This is a genomic window from Pseudomonas sp. AE27 (assembly GCF_037113495.1).
GTDB classification, from domain to species: domain Bacteria; phylum Pseudomonadota; class Gammaproteobacteria; order Pseudomonadales; family Pseudomonadaceae; genus Aquipseudomonas; species Aquipseudomonas palmensis.
Genome location: NZ_CP146966.1, coordinates 1569543 through 1591517 on the forward strand (window position 1 = coordinate 1569543; position 21975 = coordinate 1591517).

The following is a 21975-nucleotide window of genomic DNA, read 5'->3' on the forward strand; positions in this document are numbered from 1 at the left end:
ACAACGCTAGCATTCCTGCCGTTTGGCCCTGCGCCATCCCGCTTTCCCCCTAAAGCAACCACCGGCTGATCACCTCCTGGGGAGGTCGTGACCAGAAAAACCGTCGGTCGCTATATAAAATAATACACAACGTCGCCCGGGCGCCGCCTACGTCAAGGCCGACACAGGAGCAGCAATGAAGCCGCTAACACCGCACGCCCTGATGGTTGCCGTCGCAGCCCTGGGCGCTGAATCCGCCCTCGCGGAGCAGAAAAACACCTTCACCCTCGGCGAAATCCAGATCTCCGCGCCCCAGGACGAAACCCTGTCCACCGGCGGCTCGGTCATCGACCTGAAGGACATCCGCCTGCACGACCGCGAAACCGTCGCCAGCGCGCTCACCCTGGCCCCCGGCGTCAACCTGGGCTATATCGGCGGTCGCGCCGAGCAGGTGGTGTTCGTGCGCGGCTTCGATCGCCTGCAGGTGCCGGTGTATATCGACGGCATCCCCACCTATGTGCCCTACGACGGCAACATCGACCTGGGCCGCTTCACCACCTACGACCTGTCGCGCATCCAGGTGGACAAGGGCTTTGCCTCGCTGCTGTACGGCCCCAACACCCTGGGCGGGGCGATCAACCTGGTTACCCGGCGCCCGGTGCAGGAATTCGAAGGCGAAGTGGGCGGAGGGCTGGAGCTGACCGATCACGGCAACGTGAACGCCTACCGCACCTACGCCAACGTGGGTTCCAACCAGGGCGCGTGGTGGATGCAGGGCGGGGTGTCGTATGTGGATTACGACTACACCCTGCTGCCCGGCGACTTCAAACCCACCAACAACCAGCAAGGCACCGGCCGGCGCGAGAACAGCGACCACCGCGACACCAAGTTCAGCTTCAAGCTGGGCTTCACCCCCAACGAAACCGATGAATACGTGCTCGGCTACGTTCAGCAGGAGGGCAGCAAGGGCCAGCCCACCTATGCCGGCAAGCTGCCGCCGACCGGCCAGCGCGCACGCTGGTGGGAGTGGCCGCGCTCGGACAACACCAGCGTGTTCATCGCCACCAAAACCGGCTTTGGCGAGCACTTTCTGAAAACCCGCGTGTACCACGACACCTTCAAGAACTCGCTGGAAAGCTTCGCCTACCGCAACGGCGTGGTGGGTAACCTGCAGAAGGGCTTCCCGAGCAAGTACGACGACGAGAGCACCGGCTTCTCGGTGGAAGCCGACCTGGCCCTGACCGAGAACAACCGCCTGGGCATCGCCTACCACTTCAAGGATGACGTGCACCGCTCCCGCGATGGCGACAGCCCGCAAACCCACTTTCGCGACCAGACCCAGTCGATTGCCCTGGAAGACACCCTGCGCCTGAACGAGATTTTCAGCGTGGTGGGCGGCGTTTCCTACAACTACCGCAAGAGCCTGGATGCCGAAAACTACGGCACCACCGCCAGCTCGCCCAAGCAGGCCGTGCTGTACGACGAACCCACCGGCAGCAACGACGCGGTCAACGCGCAGCTCGGCCTGTTCGCCAACACCAACCCGCTGCTGGGCACCGATGACAACGGCCAACTGCGCCTCACCGTGGCGCGCAAAAGCCGCTTTGCGACCATCAAGGACCGCTACTCGACCCGCTTCGGTACGGTCATCCCCAGCCCGGACCTGAAGTCCGAACGCGCCACGCACTACGAGTTCGGCTACAGCGGCCAGGTTGCCCCGCAATGGCAGCTGGACGCGGCGCTGTTCGTGGCCAATATCGAAGACTCCATCCAGAAGGTCACCGTGCCCGCGCAGGACAACTGCGCCGCGCCCTGCGGCCAGTTCCAGAACATTGCCAAGGCGCGCAACCAGGGGGTGGAGCTGGGCATCAACGGCGACCTGGGCGAGTGGGAGCTGGCAGCCAACTACACCTTCCTCGACCGCGAGAACCGTAGCGACCGCGACCTGCACCCCACCGACACCCCGCGCCACAGCCTGTTCGGCTCGGCCTCGTGGAACCTCGACGCCTGGAAGCACACCGCCAGCGTGGAGGCGGCCTCGCGTCGCTACAACACCTCCGACGCCACCCAGATGGCACCGGGCTACGCGGTGTACAACCTCAAGACCGGCTACCGCTTCAGCAACGACGTGCTGATCGAGGGCGGCGTGCGCAACCTGTTCGACCGCCTGTACGAGTACAGCGAGGGCTACCCGGAAATGGGCCGTCAATACTTCGTGCAATTCAATGTGCCGCTGTAACCGCTGGCTGGCGGGCCTGCTGCTGGCGTTCAGCGGCCTGCTGAGCGCGGCCCCGCAAAGCGTGGTGGTGATGACCAGCTACCCCCAGGAGGTGATGACGCGGGTGGAGGATGGCTTCGCCCAGGCCCACCCGGAGTATCGCCTGCAGGTCCTCTGGCGCCAGGGCTTCGATGCCTTGCCGTACCTGCTGCAAGCCAGACAGGGCGGGGTGGATGTGTACTGGGCGCCGTCGCCGGGCAACTTCACCCGGCTGGCGAAGGCGGGCAGTTGGCAGCCGCTGGGTATCAGCCTGGAGGGCCTGCCGGCGCAGATCGGCGGCCTGGCGTTGCGTGATCAAAAAAACCTGTACCAGGCGACTGAGCTGGCAGGTTACGGCTTTGCCATCAACGCCGCGTCGCTCGCCGAGCTGGGTGTGCCCACGCCCAAGGACTGGCCCGACCTGCTCGACGCCCGGTTGCGCGGGCGGGTGGCGCTGCCCGACCCGGGCCGGGTCGGGTTTGCCCCGGTGCTGCTGGATATCGTGCTGCGCGCCTATGGCTGGGAGCGCGGCTGGGCCCTGTGGAGCGAGCTGGCCGGGCAGGCGCGGCTGGTCACGCGCGGCGGTACGCTGGTGAGTGACGAGGTCACCAGCGGGCGGGCAGCGGTTGGCTTGTCGATCGACTTCTTCGTCGCCTCGGCCAAGGCCAACGGCGAGCCGGTGGACTTCGTGTACCCGGCCCACGGCGGGCTCAACCCGGCATTCATCGCCATTACCGCAAGCACCCAGGCGCCGGCCGGTGCCCGGGCGTTCGCACGGTACGTGTTGTCCGACGCCGGGCAGGCGCTGCTGGCCGATGCCGACATTCGCAAGCTGCCGGTGCGCCCGAGCGTGTATGCGCAGCTGCCCGCGCAGTACCACGACCCGTTCGTTGCCGCAGGGCACGGCGCCTATGACTACGGCAACGGCAGCTCGCGCGAACGCCTGGCGCTGATCAGTTCGCTGTTCACCCAATGGCTGGGCCTGCCCCACGAGGCGCTGAACGAACTCTGGACGCGGCTGCACGCGGCCGAAGCGGCGGGGCATGACGTAGCTGCCATACGTCAGCTGTTGACCGCGCCGCCACTGACTGCCGGGCAAGCCGAGGCCAAGCCGTTGCTGGGCCTGTTCGCGGCACATCAGGACAAGGGCATGGCCCACGAGCCGGCAACCGACCAGGATGCACTGGGCCGCACCGAGATCACCTGGCAGTTCCAGGCCGCGCTGCAGCGGGCAGAGGCGGCGCGGTTGCTGGAGGGGCTGGGTCAGTGACCGTTGTGCGCATCGCCGGGCTGTCGATCGGTTTGCTGGTGAGCGCGCTCGCCAGCGCCGATGTCACCCACACCGCGGTCAACCGTGAAGCCTATGCCCAGCCCTTCGCCGGGCTGGACGAAGGCCAGTTGGAGCGCTTCTTTCGCGGGCGCAGCCTGTTCCGGCAGGCGTGGGTGGTCGCGCCGTCTCGCGACGAAGCGGTGGATGGGCTCGGGCCGTTGTACAACCGGGTGTCGTGCATCGCCTGCCACCCCAAGAACGGCCGTGGCCAGGCGCCGCAGCAGGGGGAGGCAATGCGCAGCCTGTTGCTGCGCCTGTCCGTGCCGGGCCGCGATGCCCACGGCGGGCCGAAGCCTCATCCTGTGTATGGCGACCAGCTCAACGACCAAGGTGTGCCCGGCGTGCCGGGGGAAGGGCGGGCCCATGTGTACTGGCAGGAGCACGCGGTGCAGCTGGGCGATGGCGAAACCGTGATGCTGCGCATGCCGCGTGTCGAACTGCGCGAGCTGGCCTATGGGCCACTGGACGGGGTGTTGACCTCGGCGCGGGTGGGCTCGCCGGTATTCGGCCTCGGTTTGCTGGAGGCCATCGAGGCCAGCACGCTGCAGGCCATGGCGGCTGAAACCAAGCCCGACGGCGTGACCGGGCGCATCAATCAGGTGTGGAGTGTGGAGCGACAGCGTGCCGAGGCGGGCCGCTTTGGCCTCAAGGCCAACCAGCCCGACCTGCGCCAACAGATTGCCCACGCCATGCTGGGCGACCTGGGCATCACCTCCACGCTGGCTCCTGAGCAGAACTGCACCCCTGCCCAACAGGCCTGTGCGCAGGCGCCCCACGGCGGCGAGCCGGAGCTGGACGCGATGCAGCTTGGTGACCTGCATTTCTACCTCGCCCACCTGGCCGTGCCTGTGCGCCGGCAGCAGGCCGAGCCTGCGGTTGTGCAGGGTGAAAAACTGTTTGCCGCGATTGGCTGCACGGCCTGTCACCGGCCCGAACTGGTCACGGGCACACACCCGCTGTACCCGGCGCTGAGCCAGCAACGGATCGCGCCGTACACCGATTTGTTGTTGCACGACATGGGCGAGGGGTTGGCCGATGGCCGTGAGGACTTTCTCGCCAACGGCCGCGAGTGGCGCACCCCTGCGCTGTGGGGGCTTGGGTTGGGTGAGCGGATCAACCCCGGCAGTGGCTACCTGCACGACGGCCGAGCGCGCACGCTGGAGGAAGCCATCGTGTGGCATGGCGGTGAAGCACAAATGGCCCGGCAGCGCTATGTAACGCTGGGGGCGAAGGAACGGGCGGCGATTCGGGCGTTTCTTGAGTCGCTGTAGGGCGCTGGACCCAAGGCGATCATCTCTCAGTGACGGAAGCGCGATTCAGCATGAGAAGGCCAGGGCATGAAGCCCTGGCCAATCGCAACCGTCACTTTTTCTTTTTCGCAGGTTTATCTGCCTTGTCCGACTTCTTGGCCTTATCGGGCTTGCTGTCCGATTTTTTTGCAGATTTCTTGGGTTCGGCATCTTTTTTCTTGTCTTTCTTTTCTTTCTTTTCAGAGGCTTTGGAAAGAGCCGATGCCGCAGCTGATTTCTTTGCCGATGATGACTTCTTGTCTTTCAAATCCTTGCTGGCTTTTGAAGACCCGTCTTTGCTTTTCTTCTCGTCCTTAGCCACGTTGACCACCTCTGATAGCGCTTGCCGGTATTGGCACGTTGCCTGTGGGATCATCCACATGCTGATCATTAGGCGAGTTCGCCCAGAGGCGGTTCAAATTATTTGAGGCGCTGGGCAGGGCCTTGGCGGATGTTGCGTCAGGTACCGGGGCTTGGCATGCCCGGCAAGCTGGGCCAAGCTTGCATGGGCCTGCAGCAGTTGCTCTACTACGGGCCTTTCATCGATAGCGCTGATGATTACTATCAAAGGGCCCGCCTGTCGGCGCGGTAAAACCCGCTTGTATAATCGCCTTCGATTTTTCCCCGCTTCCCGCGCCTGCTCAAGGCGTCATTTCCCCCATGGAACCCAGCACCATGCCAAGCGCAAGCCAGGCCCCTAGCGGCCTTCCCGAACACAATCAACAGAGCGTCAAACAGCAGTGGCTGGCGATTCTCTCGGTCGCGGTGGGCGCCTTTGCCCTGGTGACCAGTGAATTTCTGCCGGTGGGCGTACTCAACGATGTCGCCAGCGACCTGGGCATCAGTGCCGGTCATGCCGGCCTGATGGTGACGCTGCCCGGCATCATGGCCGCACTCGCCGCGCCCTTGCTGTCGGTGGGCATCGGCGCGATGGACCGGCGCTACCTGCTGATCGGCCTGACCCTGATCATGATCATCGCCAATGCGGTGGTGGCCTACGCTACCGACTTCAGCCTGCTGCTGTTCGGCCGTGTGCTGCTGGGGGTGAGCATCGGCGGGTTCTGGGCCACGGCCATCGCCCTCAGCGGCCGCCTGGCCCCCAAGGGAGTTGGGGTAGCCCAGGCCACCTCGATCATCATGGTGGGTGTGACCCTGGCCACCGTGCTGGGCGTGCCCGTCGGCACCTGCCTCAGTGGCCTGATGGGCTGGCGCATGACCTTCCTGGTGACCGCGCTGGTGGGTGTACCAGTGTTGCTGGCCCAGGTGTTCCTGCTGCCGCGGCTCAACCCCGACAAGGCCATTCGCATCAGTGACCTGCCGGCACTGTTCATCAATCCGCAAGCCCGGGTCGGCCTGATTGCGGTGTTGCTGATCGGCCTGGCGCACTTTGCCGCGTACACCTATGTGGCACCGTTCTTCAAGCAAAGCGCCGGCTTCGATGGGCCGACCATTGGCTCGCTGCTGTTGCTGTATGGCGTGGCCGGGGTGCTGGGGAATGTCTTCGCCGGGTTTGCCGCCAACCGCAGCGTGCGTTACACGCTGATGCTGGTGGCGCTGATGATTGCCGTCAGCACGGCGTTGTTCCCTTACTTCGCCACCGGCATGACCGGTGCGGTGATGCTGATCGCGCTGTGGGGCTTTGCCTTCGGTGCCTTTCCGGCCTGCGCCAGCATCTGGATGTTCGTGGTGGCGCCCAAGGATGTCGAGCGCGGCATGCCGCTGTTCGTGGCTTTGTTTCAGGTGATCATTGCGCTGGGGTCGTTCTTTGGCGGGCGCATCGTCGACCAGATGGGCAGCTCGGTGCTGCTGAGCCTGGCCACGGCACTGGTGGGCTGCGGTTTTGTCACGGTGCTGGTGCTGGGGCGCAAGGTCAGTAACCGAATGGCGGTTCAGCCTTGCTAGCAGCCCGGCGCATGGGCTGACGTCAATCTTGAGGGGGCCGCGTGTGCGGCCTTGCAGATCGCTGAGATTCGATAGCCCAAATCAGCACTTCATTGCTGATCTACGGCGCATAGAAACACCCGCCCAGCGGGTCAGTCCACACCAGCTCCCCGGTAGCGGGGCGGCGCATCAGGTTGTCGAGCTTGGCATCCACGTCACATTCATGGCGCTGCGCAAATTCCGCCGCCCTGGCGAGTGTGATCAACACCCCCGCCAGCGCGGGATGCTCACCGGCCAAGGCCAGGCACTGTTCAGCAAGCACGGCGTTGGCCGGCAGATCATCATTGTCGTCGAGCAACCCCGACAGCAGGCTGGCAAGCAACGGCTCGCTGGCCTCATCCACGCTTATCAACCTTTCCACTTCGGCCAGCCAGTAGAACTCGTTTTCGCTTCCCCTGAGTGAAGCGTCAGAGGGACCCACGGCGCCATAGTCGTGAATGACCTCGACGACATTACGGTTGCCCTGGGCCCACTGCCGGGCAAGAAAATTGTGGCCGCAACCTTCGAGCGTGAGGCGATAGAGCCTGGTACCGTGCTCGAACAGCATGCTGCTCGAACCCTGGCAAAGGAACGTCGCCTGGTTCAGCGGTGCGCTTGCCAGAATCGCCTGGAAGTGTTTGCCCGCCAGCACCGGTTGATCAGCCATGCCCATTCCCCCCGCTGAAGTTGCCGACCCCTGTTGCTTGAACAGCCGCTTTCGAGAGCAGGCCAAGCCTGCTTCTCGGGTGATCCCTTTCCCCAAGCCAGTTGGGGATCAAGGCGCCTTGCGCCGCAAAGTGCTCGACATGCACCACGGTGATTCTGCCGTCTGTGTAGGCCACGGCGTTGATCATCTTCCATGCGCCGGGGCGGGCATGGCGCAACAGCGCGTAGGCAGACGCGACATAGTTCATCCCCGTGCCCAGGCCGAACATCACGATCAGTCGGGTCTCTTGCGGCAGGTCGCGAAGAAAGGCCGTTGTACAGTTGCTGGCCACCGACTTGCCGAACGGGCTGGCAATGAACTTGTCCAGCATCCCGCCGCCTGATCCTTTCCAGGTACCAGCCTTGCGGTCGTGGCGCTCTACGGTGCAACGGATGAGCGATGCGAAATGAAAGCGCCCGTTGTTGTCCGCAATAAGGCGGTCCACCTGTTGCTTGAGCCTGTCAGGCGGGGCGGCGGGGATAAGGCCCACGTGGGCCAGAATCTTGCCCACATTGAGACGACTGCCCTTGTAGGCGATGTCGTCGTGAGGTGTGCTGGCAAGTGCCCCCGCCTGAGTGGGGCCCTTGGAGAAGCCCAGCACAACCACCTCTGGCGTAGTACTGCCCCATGCCAGCGGGTTTGCCGTAATACGCCACTCGCCCTCGGTGCGAGTGGCTACATCGAATGCTGGCGCACTCTCGGTGTGGCAACGCGAGCAGGAGACTCTGCCGTGACGGGGTAAGCAACTCATCAATCCTCCCAAGGTGCCGACGTTTGAAGTAGCAGGGCGCCACAAGATGGACTCGATCCGGCTATTACGCGGCAACTGCGAGCAGCGTAGTTGACGTTGTTTACTTTGCCATCAGCGTGTCTACCGCCCGTTTGTGCTCGGCCAATAGCCGACATGGCGCCTAGCCGGGCACGGGTGCTTCAGTGAGGCCAAGTCGAAGGAAGCTCAATGCATCCTTGTAGAGTGGGTGCCATGCGTCGGATGGCTCGCTATGGAGTGGATGCCAGAAAAACCTGAACGCGTGCCCTCCGTCATCCTGGGTAAAGTGAACCCAGGTGTCGGGAAGCTCGTGGGTGACGTGACACTCATGAAATGCCCACACATGCCCGGTTACCTCAGCGCGCCACACGCCAAGATTTCGTCCCACCGTGCCTTGAATTCCGGCTTCCTCGAACAGTTCTCGTACAGCAGCGTCTTCACTCGGCTCACCTGGCTCCACACTTCCCTTGACCAACTGCAGGCCCGCCAACGGATGCGCGAACCCCAGAACCTCCAACGTTTCACGGCTGCGCAGCACCACCGGGCAAGCTTTATCCACTGCCATGTTGTTCTCCCCTTGGCTCATTGCTGTTGAGTGTTGAGCGCGTCGAAAGCTGAACGATGTCAGCTGCCTTCAACACTGCACGATCTTAAAGCATCCATCCGGCTCTGCCGGGTTTTTGCCTCCCTCCCAAGTTCAGGACAAACCAGGCAGCACACTGATGAACCCTGCCCACATGTTGCAGTTTGTTGCCGCAGCCAGATGCCTGGCCTTGAGGTTGACGCAAATCAAGCTGCTGCCTATGGGGTTCGGGAGACCATGGCGGCACGAAAGGAGCGGATCGACAGCAGGCCAACGCCTCGATCCGCATGCGCCACATTGCATAAGGAGCCCCACATGAGCCCGTTGAAGCACGTACTGGTTGCCACCGATTTGTCCACTTCTGCGCGCAACGCAGCAGAGCGGGCCGCACTCCTGAGCCAGGCGCAGCATGCCGCGCTGGACCTGCTCTACGTTGCCAACCCCGCGCCTTACGAGCGCCTCAAGCAGGTTGTGGTACCCGATGACAACCTGTTGAATCGCGTGCTGGAAAGTGCCGGCGAAAACCTGCGTGCAGTGGCTGCCATGCTGTTCCACCGCTACGCCATCTCCGCTGGCACACAGGTCGCGCCCGGTTCGGTGGCTACCGAAATCACCCGTGTGGTGCAAGACAAACACACCAACCTGCTGGTATGCGGGGCCAAGGGGCAGAACCTGGCGCGCCGCCTGCTGGGCTCCACCGTGCAGCGCATGCTGAGCCGCATGCACTGCCCGATGCTGGTGGTCAAACAGGCCCCGCGCGAGGCGTACCGCCGCGTGCTGGTGCCGGTTGATTTTTCGCCTTCGTCGCTGCGTGCCATCGAGCTGGCAAAAGCCGTGGCCCCGCAGGCCGAAATCATTCTGATGCACGCGTTCGAAGCGCCCTTCGAGGGCAGCATGCGCTTTGCCTACATCGACCAGGACACCCTCGCGCACTACCGCAACGCCATCAAGAAGGATGCCGTGGAGCAACTTGCGGCCCTGAGCGAAGCCGCCGGCCTGCCCAATGCTCGGCAGATCATTGCACACGGCGACGCAGCCTGGCGGATCGTGGAAACCGAGCAGGAGCTGGACTGCGACCTGATCGTGGTCGGCAAGCAGGGCGAAAGCGCGCTGGAAGAGCTGCTGGTGGGCAGCGTCACCAAGCACGTGCTGAGCGAATCGCAGTGCGATGTGTTGGTGTCGATCTAGGGGCTGTACGTAGGGCAGGGGGCCGGAAACGCTTGGCACAGCACACGCGATAACGGTTCTGTCGCAAGCGCCGTGCGGCGTTGGTGGCATCCGCAAGGCCCATGTTGCGGATGATGGCGTAATGGTATTGTTGGCTACCGTTACGCCATTCATCAATCGGCACAGAAGAAGTGCTTCATGATCGACACCGCACAGATGGCCCTGATTCTTGATGCGCTGCCCGACCCTGCCTTCATCCTGTCGCGCAGTGGCAAGTACGTTGCGGTGTTTGGTGGCCGCGACGCGCGTTATTACCACGATGGGTCCGGCCTGATCGGCCTGTATATTTCAGACCTGATCAATGCCGACAAGGCGAACTGGTTTCTGGAGCAGATTGCCCGAGCACTGGCCACGGGAAACCTGCTGGTCGCCGAGTACGAGCTGAGCAACAGGGACGTGAAGGGCCTGCCCGATGAGGGCCCCAAAGATCCCATCTGGTTCGAAGGGCGCATCCAGGCCCTGAACTTCAGGGTGGACGAAGAGGAGGTCGTGCTGTGGGTCGCCAGCAATATCTCCGAACGGCACACACTGGAAGTCAGGCTCAGGGAACTGAGCGATACCGACCAGCTCACCGGTCTGTTCAACCGCAGAAAGCTCGAACATGACCTGAAACTGCACCACGAGTCCCTGACACGCTATCGTGTGCCGACGTCGGTGTTCCTGTTCGACCTGGACAACCTCAAGAAAATCAATGATACCCAGGGGCATCACGCCGGCGATCAGATCATCCAGGCGGTGGCCCAGATCTGTCGTTGCGCGCTGCGCGCAACGGATTTCGCCTGCCGCCTGGGTGGCGACGAGTTTGTGGTGGGCCTGCCCAATACCGAGCGCGAGCAGGCGCTGCAGCTTGCCGAGCGTCTGCATGAGCGCTTTCGCAAAGAGCTGAGCCGCTATTGGGCAGGCGACACGGTGGTCACCGTGAGCATTGGCGCAACGGCCATGCTGACCGAGGACCACGCTTACGAGGACACCTTGAAACGGGCCGATCGTGCCCTGTACGTGGCCAAGAGCATGGGCAAGGATCGGATTGTGTGGCTCTGACGCCAGGGTATGGCCAATGTCAGAAAACCCTTGACCTTCCAGACGTGGCAAGTCGGATAAGTACGCGAACGTTGCTTTGCCCCCGCAAAGCAGGTCGACACTCGTGCGAAAGGCCATGTGATGAACGTCAAACGCGTAACCCTTTTCACTGCGGCGCTAAGCGTCGCGCTCACCAGCGTCGGGTGCAAGGAGACGGCACCCGCGACTGAACCCGCCAAGCCTCCAAGTGTTCCGGTAGCCGAGGTGATCGTGCGCCCGGTAACGCCCCATGCCGAATTCACCGGGTCGCTGACCGCGATCAAGCGGGTCGAACTGCGCCCGCGGGTGGCCGGCTACATTCAGGCGGTGAGCGTGCCCGAGGGCCGCATGGTAGAGAAGGGCAGCCAGCTTTTTGTCATCGATCCACGGCCCTTCCAGGCCGCGCTCGACGCCGCCACCGCACGCCTGCAGGAGGCCCGTGCGGCGTGGCTGCTGGCCCAGGCAGACCATGCCCGAGCCCGGCAACTGTATGCGCAAAAGGTCGTTGCGCGGGACCGGCTCGACAGCGCGATTGCGGCGCTCGATGCGGGCCAGGCCCAGGTCGATGCCGCAAAGGCCGCGCTGGACGCTGCAAAGCTCGACCTGAGCTTCACGCGGGTCACCGCACCGATCAGTGGGCGTGTAGGGCAAACCCTGGTCACCGAAGGCAACTACGTCACCAATGGGGTGACGCCACTGACCACCATCGTCTCTGTCGACCCCCTGTATGTGTACTTCGATGTGGACGAGCGCACGTACCTGCGCTCGCTTGCATCAAGCCGCCCTGGCGCGGGCGCGCAGGCGGCGAAGGTGAGCGTGGCGCTGGCCACCGACAAGCAGTACGCGCGGCCCGGCCGCGTCGATTTTCTGGCCAACGCCGCCGATCGCAACACCGGTACGCTGCGTGTTCGCGCGGTGGTCGACAACCCCGACGGGCAGCTGACGCCCGGTTTGTTTGCCAAGGTGAAGCTTGAGACCGGCACGCCACAGGCCAGGGTGCTGATCTCGGACCAGTCGATTTCGACCGACCAGGGCAGCCGCTACGTACTGGTAGTGGGCAAGGACGACAAGACCCAGTACCGCCCGGTCGAACTCGGCCCGATGGTGGAGGGCTTGCGCGTGATCGAAAAAGGCCTGCAGCCCGGCGAGCGCATCGTGGTCAAGGGCCTGGTGCGCCCGGACATGCAGGTTACGCCGCAGCCCACCTCGATCGAGGGTTCGCCCGTCAAGGCGCAGCAAACCCTGGGGGCGGCGCAATGACATTCCCGCGCTTCTTCATCGATCGTCCCATTTTTGCCATCGTCCTCTCGATACTGATGATGATTGCCGGCATCGTCGCCTTCTTCCAGCTGCCGCTGAGCGAGTACCCGGCGGTCACGCCGCCGACCGTGCAGGTGACGGCGTCCTATCCGGGGGCCAACCCCCAGGTAATCGCACAAACCGTGGCCGCGCCACTGGAGCAGGCGATTACCGGGGTCGAGGGCATGCTGTACATGGCGTCGCAGTCTGCCACCGATGGCCGGATGGTACTGACCATCACTTTCGCCCAGGGCACCAATGCCGATATTGCGCAGATCCAGGTGCAGAACCGCGTTTCGCGGGTTCTGCCGCGCCTGCCGGCAGAGGTGCAGCACCAGGGCGTGGTCACCCAGAAGACCTCGCCGGACATGCTGATGGTGGTTCACCTGCTGTCTCCCGACAAACGCTACGACCCGCTCTACATGTCGAACTACGCCTACCTTCAGGTGCGCGATGAACTGTCGCGCCTGCCCGGCATCAGCGATGTGCTGGTGTGGGGCGCCGGGGAGTACAGCATGCGGCTGTGGCTCGACCCGGACCTGATCGCCGCGCGCGGGCTCACCGCAGGCGAGGTGATCGAAGCGGTGCGCGAGCAGAACGTGCAGGTGGCAGCGGGGTCGGTCGGCCAGGCGTCCAACGCCACCGCCGCGTTCCAGGTAACCGTGAACACCCTGGGGCGGCTGACCGATGAGCAGCAGTTTGGCGACATCATCATTCGCACCGGCGACGACGGTCAGGTCACGCGCCTGCGCGATGTGGCCCGTATCGAGATGGGCGCCGACTCTTACGCATTGCGCAGCCTGCTCGATGGCGAACCGGCCGTTGCGCTGCAGATCATCCAGAGCCCGGGCGCCAATGCCCTGGACGTTGCCCAGGCGGTGCGCGAAACCATGCAGCGGCTGGAGGCGAACTTCCCGGCGGGGCTCACCTCGCGCATTGCCTATGACCCCACGGTGTTCGTGCAGGCCTCGCTGGAGTCGGTGGCCATCACCTTGCTGGAGGCGATCATGCTGGTGGTGATCGTGGTGGTGCTGTTTCTGCACAACTGGCGCGCGTCGCTCATCCCGCTGATGGCGGTGCCGGTGTCGCTGGTGGGCACCTTTGCGGTCATGCACCTGATGGGCTTTTCGCTCAACACCCTGTCGTTGTTCGGCCTGGTGCTGTCGATCGGGATCGTGGTGGACGATGCCATCGTGGTGGTGGAGAACGTCGAGCGTCATATCGAGAACGGCGAGGCGCCGGCCCAGGCCGCCAGGCTTGCCATGGACGAGGTGACCGGGCCCATCATCGCGATCACCTCGGTGCTGGCTGCGGTGTTCATCCCCACGGCGTTCCTCAGCGGCCTGCAGGGCGAGTTCTATCGCCAGTTCGCGCTCACCATTGCCATCTCGACGATTCTGTCGGCGGTCAATTCGCTGACCCTCAGCCCAGCACTCGCCGGGTTGCTGCTGCAGCCACGCCAGCACGGCAACACCCCCGACCCCCGCAGCCTGCGCGGGCGTGCCCGACGGTTGCTCGGCACCCTTGGCCGGCCGTTCCAGCGTGCACCGCAGGCCTATGGCAACACGGTGCGCAAGGTGGTCCGGCTCAGCGGCCTGGTGCTTGTGGTGTACGTCGGCCTGCTGGGGTTGACCGCGTTCGGCTTCAATGCCGTGCCACCGGGCTTTGTACCGATGCAGGACAAGTACTACCTGGTGGCTATCGCCCAGTTGCCCAACGCGTCGTCGCTGGACCGCACCGAAGCGGTGGCCAGGCAGATGTCGCAATTGGCCCTGGCCGAGCCGGGCGTCGAAAGCGTGGTGGCGTTCCCGGGGCTTTCGATCAACGGTTTCGTCAATGTGCCCAACGCCGCGGTGATGTTCATCATGCTCGACCCGTTCAAGGAGCGTGCCTCGCCGGACCTGGCTGCAACCGCCATTGCCGGGCGCCTGCAGGCCAGGTTCGCGGGTATTCCCGATGGTTTTCTTGGGGTGTTCCCGCCACCCCCGGTGCCCGGCCTGGGTGCCACCGGCGGCTTCAAGATGCAAGTCGAGGACCGCAGCGGCGCGGGGCTGGAGGCCCTGGTGCAGCACACCCGCATCCTGATGATGAAGGCCACCGAGTCGGGGCAGTTGGCCGGGCTGATGACCAGCCTCGATATCAATGCACCGCAGCTCGACGTGGTCATCGACCGGGCCCAGGTCAAGAGCCACGGCGTGCGCCTGACCGATGTGTTCGAGGCGCTGCAGGTGTACCTGGGTTCGCTGTACGTCAACGACTTCAACCGCTTTGGCCGCACCTACAAGGTCACTGCGCAGGCCGACACGGACCACCGCATGCAGGCCGAAGCCATCGGCCGCCTGCAGGTACGCAATGCGGCCGGGGCCATGCTGCCGTTGTCGGCGTTTGTCAGCGTTACGCCAAGCTCCGGCCCGGACCGGGTGATTCACTACAACGGCTACCCCTCGGCGGACATTTCGGGGGGCGCGATGCCGGGCGTGAGTTCAGGGCAGGCGGTTGCGCTGATGGAGCGTCTGGCTGGGGAAATGCTGCCTGAAGGCATGACCTTCGAATGGACCGACCTGACCTACCAGCAGAAGCTGGCCGGCGATTCGGCGCTGTTCATCTTCCCGCTGTGTGTGTTGCTGGCCTACCTGATTCTGGCGGCGCAGTACAACAGCTGGCTGCTGCCCCTGGCGGTGCTGCTGATTGTGCCGATGTGCCTGTTGAGCGCGATCATCGGGGTGTGGCTGATGGAGGGCGACAACAACGTGTTCGTGCAGATCGGGCTGATCGTGCTGGTGGGCCTGGCCGCCAAGAACGCGATCCTCATCGTCGAGTTCGCCCGCACCCTGGAAGCGCGGGGGGCGAGTGTGCTGGAGGCGGTTGTGGAGGCATGCCGGTTGCGCCTGCGCCCGATCGTGATGACGTCCCTGGCCTTCGTCGCCGGCGTCGTGCCGCTGGTGCTTGCCAGCGGCGCAGGTGCCGAGATGCGCCAGGCCATGGGGGTGGCGGTGTTTGCCGGCATGCTCGGGGTGACACTGTTCGGCCTGTTCCTGACCCCGGTTTTCTATGTGGTGATCCGTGGCCTGGCGGCCCGCTTCGAGCGGCACACGCCCACAACCCAGCCTGCCCTGGAGGAGCGCCGTTCATGAGCCTTTGCTATCGAGCTGTTCTGGCGCCCCTGGCCACCCTCATGCTGCTGGCCGGGTGTGCTGCAGTGGGCCCCGACTACGTTGCGCCGTCGCTGCCGGCAACGCAGCTTCCCGCGCGCTTCGATGAGCTGCCTGCCGGGCTTGGCCCCGGCAGCGTCGAGGCCCGGTGGTGGGGTGCCTTTGACGAGCCCGCGTTGACCAGGCTGGTGCAGCGGGCGCTTGCCGCCAACCATGACATCGCGATTGCTGCCGTGCGGCTCGAAGAAGCCAGGGCGATGTTGCGCGAAAGCCGCCAGGGTTTCCTCCCGCGTGGCGGCCCTGCGCTCAGCTACGAGAACCGCCGCTGGAGCGAAGTGCAGACACCGGCTGGCCAGTCGCGGCAGAACGAAACCTATCGGGGGGCGGTCGATGCGTCCTGGGAAATCGACCTGTTCGGCCGCGTGCGCCGCTCGGTGGAGGCCGCACGCGCCCAGGCCGGTTCGCGCGAGGCGTTGCTGCGCGGGGTGCAGGCGAGTGTGGCGGCCGAGGTGGCGGCCACCTGGTTCGAGCTGCGGGGCATCGAGGCCGAGTTGGCGGTTGCCGCCGATACCCGCCAAAGCCAGCGCGACAGCCTGAGCATGGTCGAACGCCAGGTGAACGCCGGGGCGGCCACCGAGTTCGACCGGCTGCGCGCCGAGGCCCTGTTGCGCTCGGTCGAGGTGAGCGTGCCCGAGCTGGAGCGTCGGCGTGATGCCTCGGTCAACGCCCTGGCGATCCTGCTGGGCGAGCCGCCGCAGCGGTTCACACCACCGGCCGCCGAGCCTGGGGATCAGGCGCTGGCCCTGCGCACGATCGCCGTCGGCGAGCCCACCGCGTTGCTCTGGAGACGCTCCGACATTGCCGCGGCAGAACGCGCCCTTGCGGCCGCCACGGCGCAAATCGGGGTCGAGACGGCGGGCCTCTATCCCGAGGTGCAGGTGCAGGGCTCCATCGGTGTGGTCACCGGAAGCCTCGACGGGATGAGGGGCGCGGGCGCGCTGTCGAGCTTTATCGGCCCGATGATTCGCTGGTCGCTGCTGGACACCGGGCGTGTACGTGCCCGGATTGCCGCCAGCGAGGCACGCGCCAGGGAGGCGTTGATCGGGTACGACCAGACGGTATTGCGCGCGTTGCAGGAAACCGATGATGCCTTCAAGGCCCACGGGGCTGCGAGCAATACCCTGAGGCTGCGATTGCTCGAATCGGCGGCCAACGGCGAGGCGGCGCGGCTTGCCCGGGCGCGGTTCTCGGAGGGCGAGGGCGTCTATCTGGATGTGCTTGAGGCCGAGCGCGCCGATTACGCCAGCCGACGCGCCCTGACCGCCGCACGTACCCGACAACGCCTGGCGGTTGTGGGCATCTACAAAGCGCTGGGTGGTGGCTGGGAAGTCTGCGCGCAGGCCCGGCAGCCGTGCGACGGCGCCTCTCTCTAGGCGTTCCATCAGGCAAAAATAATCCCCGAAACCGGGGATTATTTTCATATGGCTTCCGCCAGCGTGTTACTGCTGTTCAGTAGCGTCGGGCAACGCATAGGCAATGATGTAGTCGCCCACATCAGGCGAATGGCTCATGCCGCCCGCCGAGATCACCACATACTGCTTGCCGGTCGCCGGCGACTGGTAGATCAACGGCGCTGCCACTGCACCTACCGGCAGGCGGGCTTTCCACACCTCCTTGCCGGTGGCCGAGTCCAGGGCCCGCAGGTAGTAGTCCTGGGTGCCGGCAAAGAACACCAGTCCCGAGGCGGTCGAGGTAGGGCCGCCCAGCGTCGGCATGCCCAGCGGGATCGGCAGGTGGGTCTTGAGGCCCAGGGGGCCGGTGTCCTGCACGGTACCCAGCGGTACCTGCCACACCAGTTTCTGGGTGTTCAGGTCGATGGCGCTCATGCTGCCGAACGGCGGGGTGTTGCACGGCACGCCCAGGGGGGATTGCAGGATGTCGATTTTTACCCCGCCATAGATGCCCGCCACTTGTGGGCGAATCGTGCCCATGAAGCCCGGCACCTCATCGGTGGAAACCTTGAACTTGCTGGTGTTTTCCTTGGTGACCAGCGCCATGCGCAGTGGTACGCGCATGTCGTTGACGAACATCATGCCGGTGTTTTCGTCGATGGAGATGCCACCCCAGTTCATGCCACCCAGCAGGCCCGGCCATTCGATGTAGGGCTTTTCGGTCGGCGGGGTGAAGGGGCCCACGTACACCGAGTCCTTGAACATGATGCGGCAGTACAGCTGGTCGAAGGTGCTCACGCCCCACATGGACTTCTCGGTCAGGGGCTCGGCACCAATCACCGGCATGCCCACCGAGTGCGGTTGGGTCGGTGCCAGGTGTTCGCCTTCGGCGGCGGGGGATGTCGGTACGGGCAGCTCCTGAACTTCAGTCACCGGCTGGCCGGTGCGGCGGTCCAGCACGAAGATGTTGCCGGTCTTGGTGGTCTGGATCAGCACCGGGGTCTTTTCGCCCTGGGCGTTGTTGATGTCGTACAGCACCGGTTGCGAGGGCAGGTCGTAGTCCCACACGTCGTGGTGCACAGTCTGGTACACCCACTTGGCCTTGCCGGTCGAGGCATCGACGGCTACCACGGCCGAACCGTACTTTTCCTTGGCCTGGTTGCGGTCGCCACCCCAGTAGTCGGGCGGGCCGTTGCCGGTGGGCAGGTACACCAGGTTCAGTGCCTTGTCGTAGGTGGGCACGGTCCACACGTTGGGGGTTTCCAGGGTGAACTGGTGGTCGCTGGCGGTTGCATCCTGGCCTTCAGGCGCACCGATGTCCCAGGCCCACACCAGCGCACCGGTCAGCACGTCGAAGGCACGCACGGCGCCCGACGGCTCCTTGGCGACGATGTCGCGCACCCAGCCGCCGACCACGGTGAGGTGGCCCATTACCACGGGCAGGGAGGTGGGGTGATAGCGCTTGCTGTTCTCGGTGGGGCCCATGCCTTTTTTCAGGTCGACATAACCGTTGTCGCCAAAGCTCGGGCACAGGGTGCCGGTGTATGCGTCCAGGGCAAACAGGCGGGCGTCGACCGACGACACCAGGATGCGCTGGCGGCACTGCTGCTCGCCATACGAGGCCTTGAGCTCGGCGCTCAGGCTGTCGTCCTTGTCGATGTCGTGGTAGCCCACGCCGCGGCACGTCACGTGCTCGGCGCTGCGCGCGTGCGGGTCGAACTTCCAGATCGGCTTGCCCGTGTCGGCGTCGAGGGCGGTGATCAGGTTTTCTGGCGTGCATGAATACAGCACGTTGCCGATCTGCAGCGGGGTGTTCTCGTCCACGCCGGCACCGGCGCCCGTGGTTCTGCGGCCGGTGCGGTAGATCCAGGCCACTTGCAGGTCCTTGACGTTCGCCGGGGTGATCTGGCTGAACGGCGCAAAGCGCGTGCCCGAGGCGTTGCGGCCGAAGAACTCCCAGTTTTCCGGCGCGGCGGGGGCTTCGGTCGGCGCAGGCTTGGCCGTGGAGGCGAGCGGGGTGGAGATTGCACCGTGCGGGTAGAACGCCGCCACGAAGGTCGCGATCAGCCCCGCGAACACCGCAAAGCCGAAGCGGTTGGCCAGGCGTCGGGTGCTTGCCGAGGTGCCGGGCAAGGCTGCGCCGACCCACAGGCTGAGGGTCAGGATGATTGCCGGTACCACCAGGCGTGGCAGCAACTCCCAGTAGCTGAACTGGCCGACTTCGTAGAATGCCCACACACAGGTTGCCAGGGCGATGGCTACCGAAAGGGCGATGCCGGCGCTTTTGCGCAGGAACATCAGCGCTGCCAGCAGCAGGTATGCAACGCCTGCGATCAGGTAGTAAGGCGAGCCATCGAGTGCTACCAGTTTGAAGCCGCCGTAGATCATCGCCAGCGATACGAGCAGCACCAGCAAGGCAAACAGCACCCTTGCGGTGGTGCCGAGTGCAAACTTCCGAGTTTGCGGTTGATGGTCATCCGTCATTTTTTTCATACGTTCCGTTAGTCAATGGAAAGTGCACGCAGGCTCTGCGCAGGGGTCAAGGCATTCAGTCGGCAGCGGTAAAGGTCGAACCCGTGGGGCGTGGCGATCAGCGCGCAAGGGCGTGCGCGATCATTCGATACGGGGGGCGCCGAAGGCTCTGGGAAAGGGTGTTGGCGTTGGGGTGGCCTTTGCGGAGTCGGCGCGGTAGGGCTGCCTGAAAACGGTGGCCAGTTTAGGCGGGCGAGGCGGGGCGGATAAATGCTCAAGGTCGAAAAGCATTGTTGGGGAAACAGTAACAATGGGGACGGTCGGTAGGCCGCGTGTGCGGCCCGCGGAACGAAAGGGAGGCAGCTGTACGCGGGTTAGCAGACCAGAGATCAAGGACCCCGGCGCGCATGAATGCGCCCCGCGTACAGTCGCCATGACACCCGACGACAAAGGGTGACGGCCGTAAGCAGGATGGTAGACCGGGACTCCAGGAACCCAGCGCGCACGAATGCGCCCTGCGTACAGCCGTCATAAAACGAAACAGCGGGTGCAAAAAGGTGTCAGCTGAGACGGATGGACGCTTGCACGTCCTAAGGTACTCGGGCTAGCAAACCCGAAAGGATGCAGCTATAGCTCGGTAGCCCACCTTTGCAACAGGCCGCCACAACCCAAAGCAGGCATATTAGCTTCTGGATCAGTAGGTAGCCCCCGCCAGTCCTAAAATCGAGACGGCGGTTCATTTCCAGCTTTGATCTGTGAAAAGACATGGTCTGGATCTGCCTGGCACCAATATCTGAACAGAAGGCGAGGTTCGGTATCCCCAAAATACTGACTCAGGAGGCTCTCGGCGGGGATTAACAATTTAGTTTCTGGCCATTGCTGAGCTAAAACACCTATGTGTTTGCCAGACGAACAAATAATCCACGTCGCCTTGCCTCCACTGATGTCAGGCAGGTAACCCATACCTTGGATCGCTTCGAACAAAGCGCGCAGTGTTACTGCTGGATCAAGCCTGATTGATGTCCTGTGACTTTCCAGATCATCCCCTGCATGCACGCTATCCCGATCAATTTGAATGACCAACATGAATGTTCCTTTTTAGCGTTGTGAGATTACTAGAATGCCAGCGTAGGAATGCCAGCTATCTGTCTACAGTCCGCCTCTGGCCGATTGCTGCCGTTAACCACCGGCAGCCTTGGGTCCGTTAGCGACGGCCGAAACCGTGTTTGCCCAGTAATCTCGAATCGCACTCGCCGCTGCGTTTTCTCCAGCATCACCGTGGCTGTTGATGACCCTCTATGAAGGACGGGCAGTTGTTTGTTCTTCTGCACCTTCAACTGCTGAACAGCCCGACAACCCCTCCAACTGCACATACTCAATGCGGTGCCGTCCGTTGTTTTTAGCCGCATAGAGCTGCTGGTCCACGGCTTTGATGAAGTCTGTAGGCCTGTCCCGCTCGCCTGGTACCACCGAACCCGCGCCTATGCTGACCGTCAGGCGGTGGTCATGTGGCGATAGCGCATGCACGATGGACTGCTTGTGGATCAACCGCTGGCAGCGCTCAGCCACTTTACGCGCCACCTCGGCATCGGCTTCGGGCAGCAGCACGATAAATTCTTCGCCGCCATAGCGAGCCACAAGGTCGTGTGGGCCATCCAACGCCAAACTCAGGGTCTGGGCAATCGCTATCAAACATTTGTCGCCTTGAATATGGCCGTACAAATCGTTGTACTGCTTGAAAAAATCGACGTCCAGCAACAGCAGCGACAATGGCCGGCGCTCGCGGCGCGCACGTTCCCACTCCAACTCGAAACAGCTGTCGAAGCGACGGCGGTTGGCGATATTCGTCAGGCCGTCCTTGAACGAGAGCACCTCCAGTTCCTTCTGCAAACTCAGCAACTGGTCTTCGGTCTTCTTGCGTTCGCTGATGTCGAACATGAAGCCGATCAGCGCTTCGACTTCGCCCCTGTCATTGCGCACCACGTGCACAACGTCGCGGATCCACACATAGCCGTTGTCCTTGGTCAGCGCTCGGTAGTCCGCCTCGTGGTCCACGCCAGCCTTGGATTGCGTCACGCAGAAGTTCACCACATGCTCGCGATCTTCTGCATGCATGCGCATTGCCCAGTCTTCCACGCTCACCCAACTTTCAGGGCTCCAGCCCAGCAACGCCTCGATCTGAGGGCCGATGTAGGTGAACTTCATCGAGGCCCAGTCAATCTTCCAGGGAATCGCCTTGGTCGACTCCAGAAGGGTTCTGTACACCTCATTGTCATTGACAAGCTCGCTTGCATCGGACATACACGATAGCCCTCGGAACCCTATGGATAAGCCACTTTAGCAGCCCTGGCAGGGCAAGTACTGCGTACCGAGCCATGGGTCGGTACATGGCGACATGGAAGAGGTTGCGGGCACGCTGAAAGCCCTTCGTATTCTGCCTGGCCGCCAACGGCCGCTCGGCCAGCAACTCACCCACCGAGCG

Annotated in this window: 16 protein-coding genes; 9 read left to right on the forward strand and 7 right to left on the reverse strand. The window is 63.8% G+C overall.

Annotated elements, in window-relative coordinates:
- Positions 1-175: 175 nt before the first annotated feature.
- The 3 genes from V9K84_RS07265 to V9K84_RS07275 are packed head-to-tail and all read left to right on the forward strand — an operon-like array spanning position 176 to position 4837.
- On the forward strand, positions 176-2218 hold the full coding sequence (locus V9K84_RS07265) for a TonB-dependent receptor (RefSeq protein ID WP_088515007.1): 2043 nt from the start codon (positions 176-178) through the stop codon (positions 2216-2218).
- Positions 2205-3506, forward strand: coding sequence for an extracellular solute-binding protein (locus V9K84_RS07270; protein WP_088515006.1), 1302 nt, complete (start codon positions 2205-2207; stop codon positions 3504-3506). Before V9K84_RS07265 ends, V9K84_RS07270 begins: the two co-directional genes overlap by 14 nt.
- A complete protein-coding gene (locus V9K84_RS07275) occupies positions 3503-4837 on the forward strand; it encodes a di-heme oxidoredictase family protein (RefSeq protein ID WP_218195169.1) in 1335 nt (444 codons plus the stop codon). The genes V9K84_RS07270 and V9K84_RS07275 overlap by 4 nt, the downstream gene beginning before the upstream one ends.
- A gap of 91 nt (positions 4838-4928) precedes the next feature.
- Here the strand turns inward: V9K84_RS07275 and V9K84_RS07280 are convergent, their stop codons facing one another.
- Complete coding sequence (locus V9K84_RS07280; protein WP_256582837.1) at positions 4929-5177, reverse strand: hypothetical protein; 249 nt, start codon at positions 5175-5177, stop codon at positions 4929-4931.
- Positions 5178-5530: 353 nt separating this feature from the next.
- Between V9K84_RS07280 and V9K84_RS07285 the strand changes: the two genes are divergently transcribed.
- Entirely contained in the window at positions 5531-6757 is a 1227-nt protein-coding gene (locus V9K84_RS07285) for an MFS transporter (RefSeq protein WP_088515015.1), read from the forward strand.
- Between the two features lie 100 nt (positions 6758-6857).
- Here V9K84_RS07285 and V9K84_RS07290 read toward each other — a convergent pair whose 3' ends face one another.
- The 3 genes from V9K84_RS07290 to V9K84_RS07300 all read right to left on the reverse strand — a co-directional run bounded on the left by V9K84_RS07290 (position 6858) and on the right by V9K84_RS07300 (position 8815).
- Complete coding sequence (locus V9K84_RS07290; RefSeq protein ID WP_143516649.1) at positions 6858-7442, reverse strand: hypothetical protein; 585 nt, start codon at positions 7440-7442, stop codon at positions 6858-6860.
- On the reverse strand, positions 7435-8082 hold the full coding sequence (locus tag V9K84_RS07295) for a hypothetical protein (protein WP_218195168.1): 648 nt from the start codon (positions 8080-8082) through the stop codon (positions 7435-7437). Before V9K84_RS07295 ends, V9K84_RS07290 begins: the two co-directional genes overlap by 8 nt.
- A gap of 310 nt (positions 8083-8392) precedes the next feature.
- Complete coding sequence (locus V9K84_RS07300; protein WP_088515005.1) at positions 8393-8815, reverse strand: NUDIX domain-containing protein; 423 nt, start codon at positions 8813-8815, stop codon at positions 8393-8395.
- A gap of 333 nt (positions 8816-9148) precedes the next feature.
- On the opposite strand from V9K84_RS07300, the gene V9K84_RS07305 reads away from it, so the two are divergent.
- The 5 genes from V9K84_RS07305 to V9K84_RS07325 all read left to right on the forward strand — a co-directional run bounded on the left by V9K84_RS07305 (position 9149) and on the right by V9K84_RS07325 (position 17003).
- On the forward strand, positions 9149-10021 hold the full coding sequence (locus V9K84_RS07305) for a universal stress protein (RefSeq protein WP_088515004.1): 873 nt from the start codon (positions 9149-9151) through the stop codon (positions 10019-10021).
- A 177-nt stretch (positions 10022-10198) separates the two neighbouring features.
- Positions 10199-11101, forward strand: coding sequence for a GGDEF domain-containing protein (locus tag V9K84_RS07310; RefSeq protein ID WP_088515003.1), 903 nt, complete (start codon positions 10199-10201; stop codon positions 11099-11101).
- A 120-nt stretch (positions 11102-11221) separates the two neighbouring features.
- On the forward strand, positions 11222-12379 hold the full coding sequence (locus tag V9K84_RS07315) for an efflux RND transporter periplasmic adaptor subunit (RefSeq protein WP_088515002.1): 1158 nt from the start codon (positions 11222-11224) through the stop codon (positions 12377-12379).
- Positions 12376-15552: a multidrug efflux RND transporter permease subunit gene (locus V9K84_RS07320; protein ID WP_088515001.1), complete on the forward strand. Its 3177-nt coding sequence runs from the start codon at positions 12376-12378 to the stop codon at positions 15550-15552. Before V9K84_RS07315 ends, V9K84_RS07320 begins: the two co-directional genes overlap by 4 nt.
- A complete protein-coding gene (locus V9K84_RS07325; protein WP_088515000.1) occupies positions 15549-17003 on the forward strand; it encodes a TolC family protein in 1455 nt (484 codons plus the stop codon). Before V9K84_RS07320 ends, V9K84_RS07325 begins: the two co-directional genes overlap by 4 nt.
- Before the next feature lie 66 nt (positions 17004-17069).
- Here the strand turns inward: V9K84_RS07325 and V9K84_RS07330 are convergent, their stop codons facing one another.
- The 3 genes from V9K84_RS07330 to V9K84_RS07340 all read right to left on the reverse strand — a co-directional run bounded on the left by V9K84_RS07330 (position 17070) and on the right by V9K84_RS07340 (position 21794).
- Complete coding sequence (locus V9K84_RS07330; RefSeq protein WP_088514999.1) at positions 17070-19505, reverse strand: membrane-bound PQQ-dependent dehydrogenase, glucose/quinate/shikimate family; 2436 nt, start codon at positions 19503-19505, stop codon at positions 17070-17072.
- A gap of 705 nt (positions 19506-20210) precedes the next feature.
- Positions 20211-20579, reverse strand: coding sequence for a hypothetical protein (locus V9K84_RS07335; protein WP_078480310.1), 369 nt, complete (start codon positions 20577-20579; stop codon positions 20211-20213).
- Positions 20580-20789: 210 nt separating this feature from the next.
- Entirely contained in the window at positions 20790-21794 is a 1005-nt protein-coding gene (locus tag V9K84_RS07340) for a sensor domain-containing diguanylate cyclase (protein ID WP_088514998.1), read from the reverse strand.
- Positions 21795-21975 lie beyond the last annotated feature (181 nt).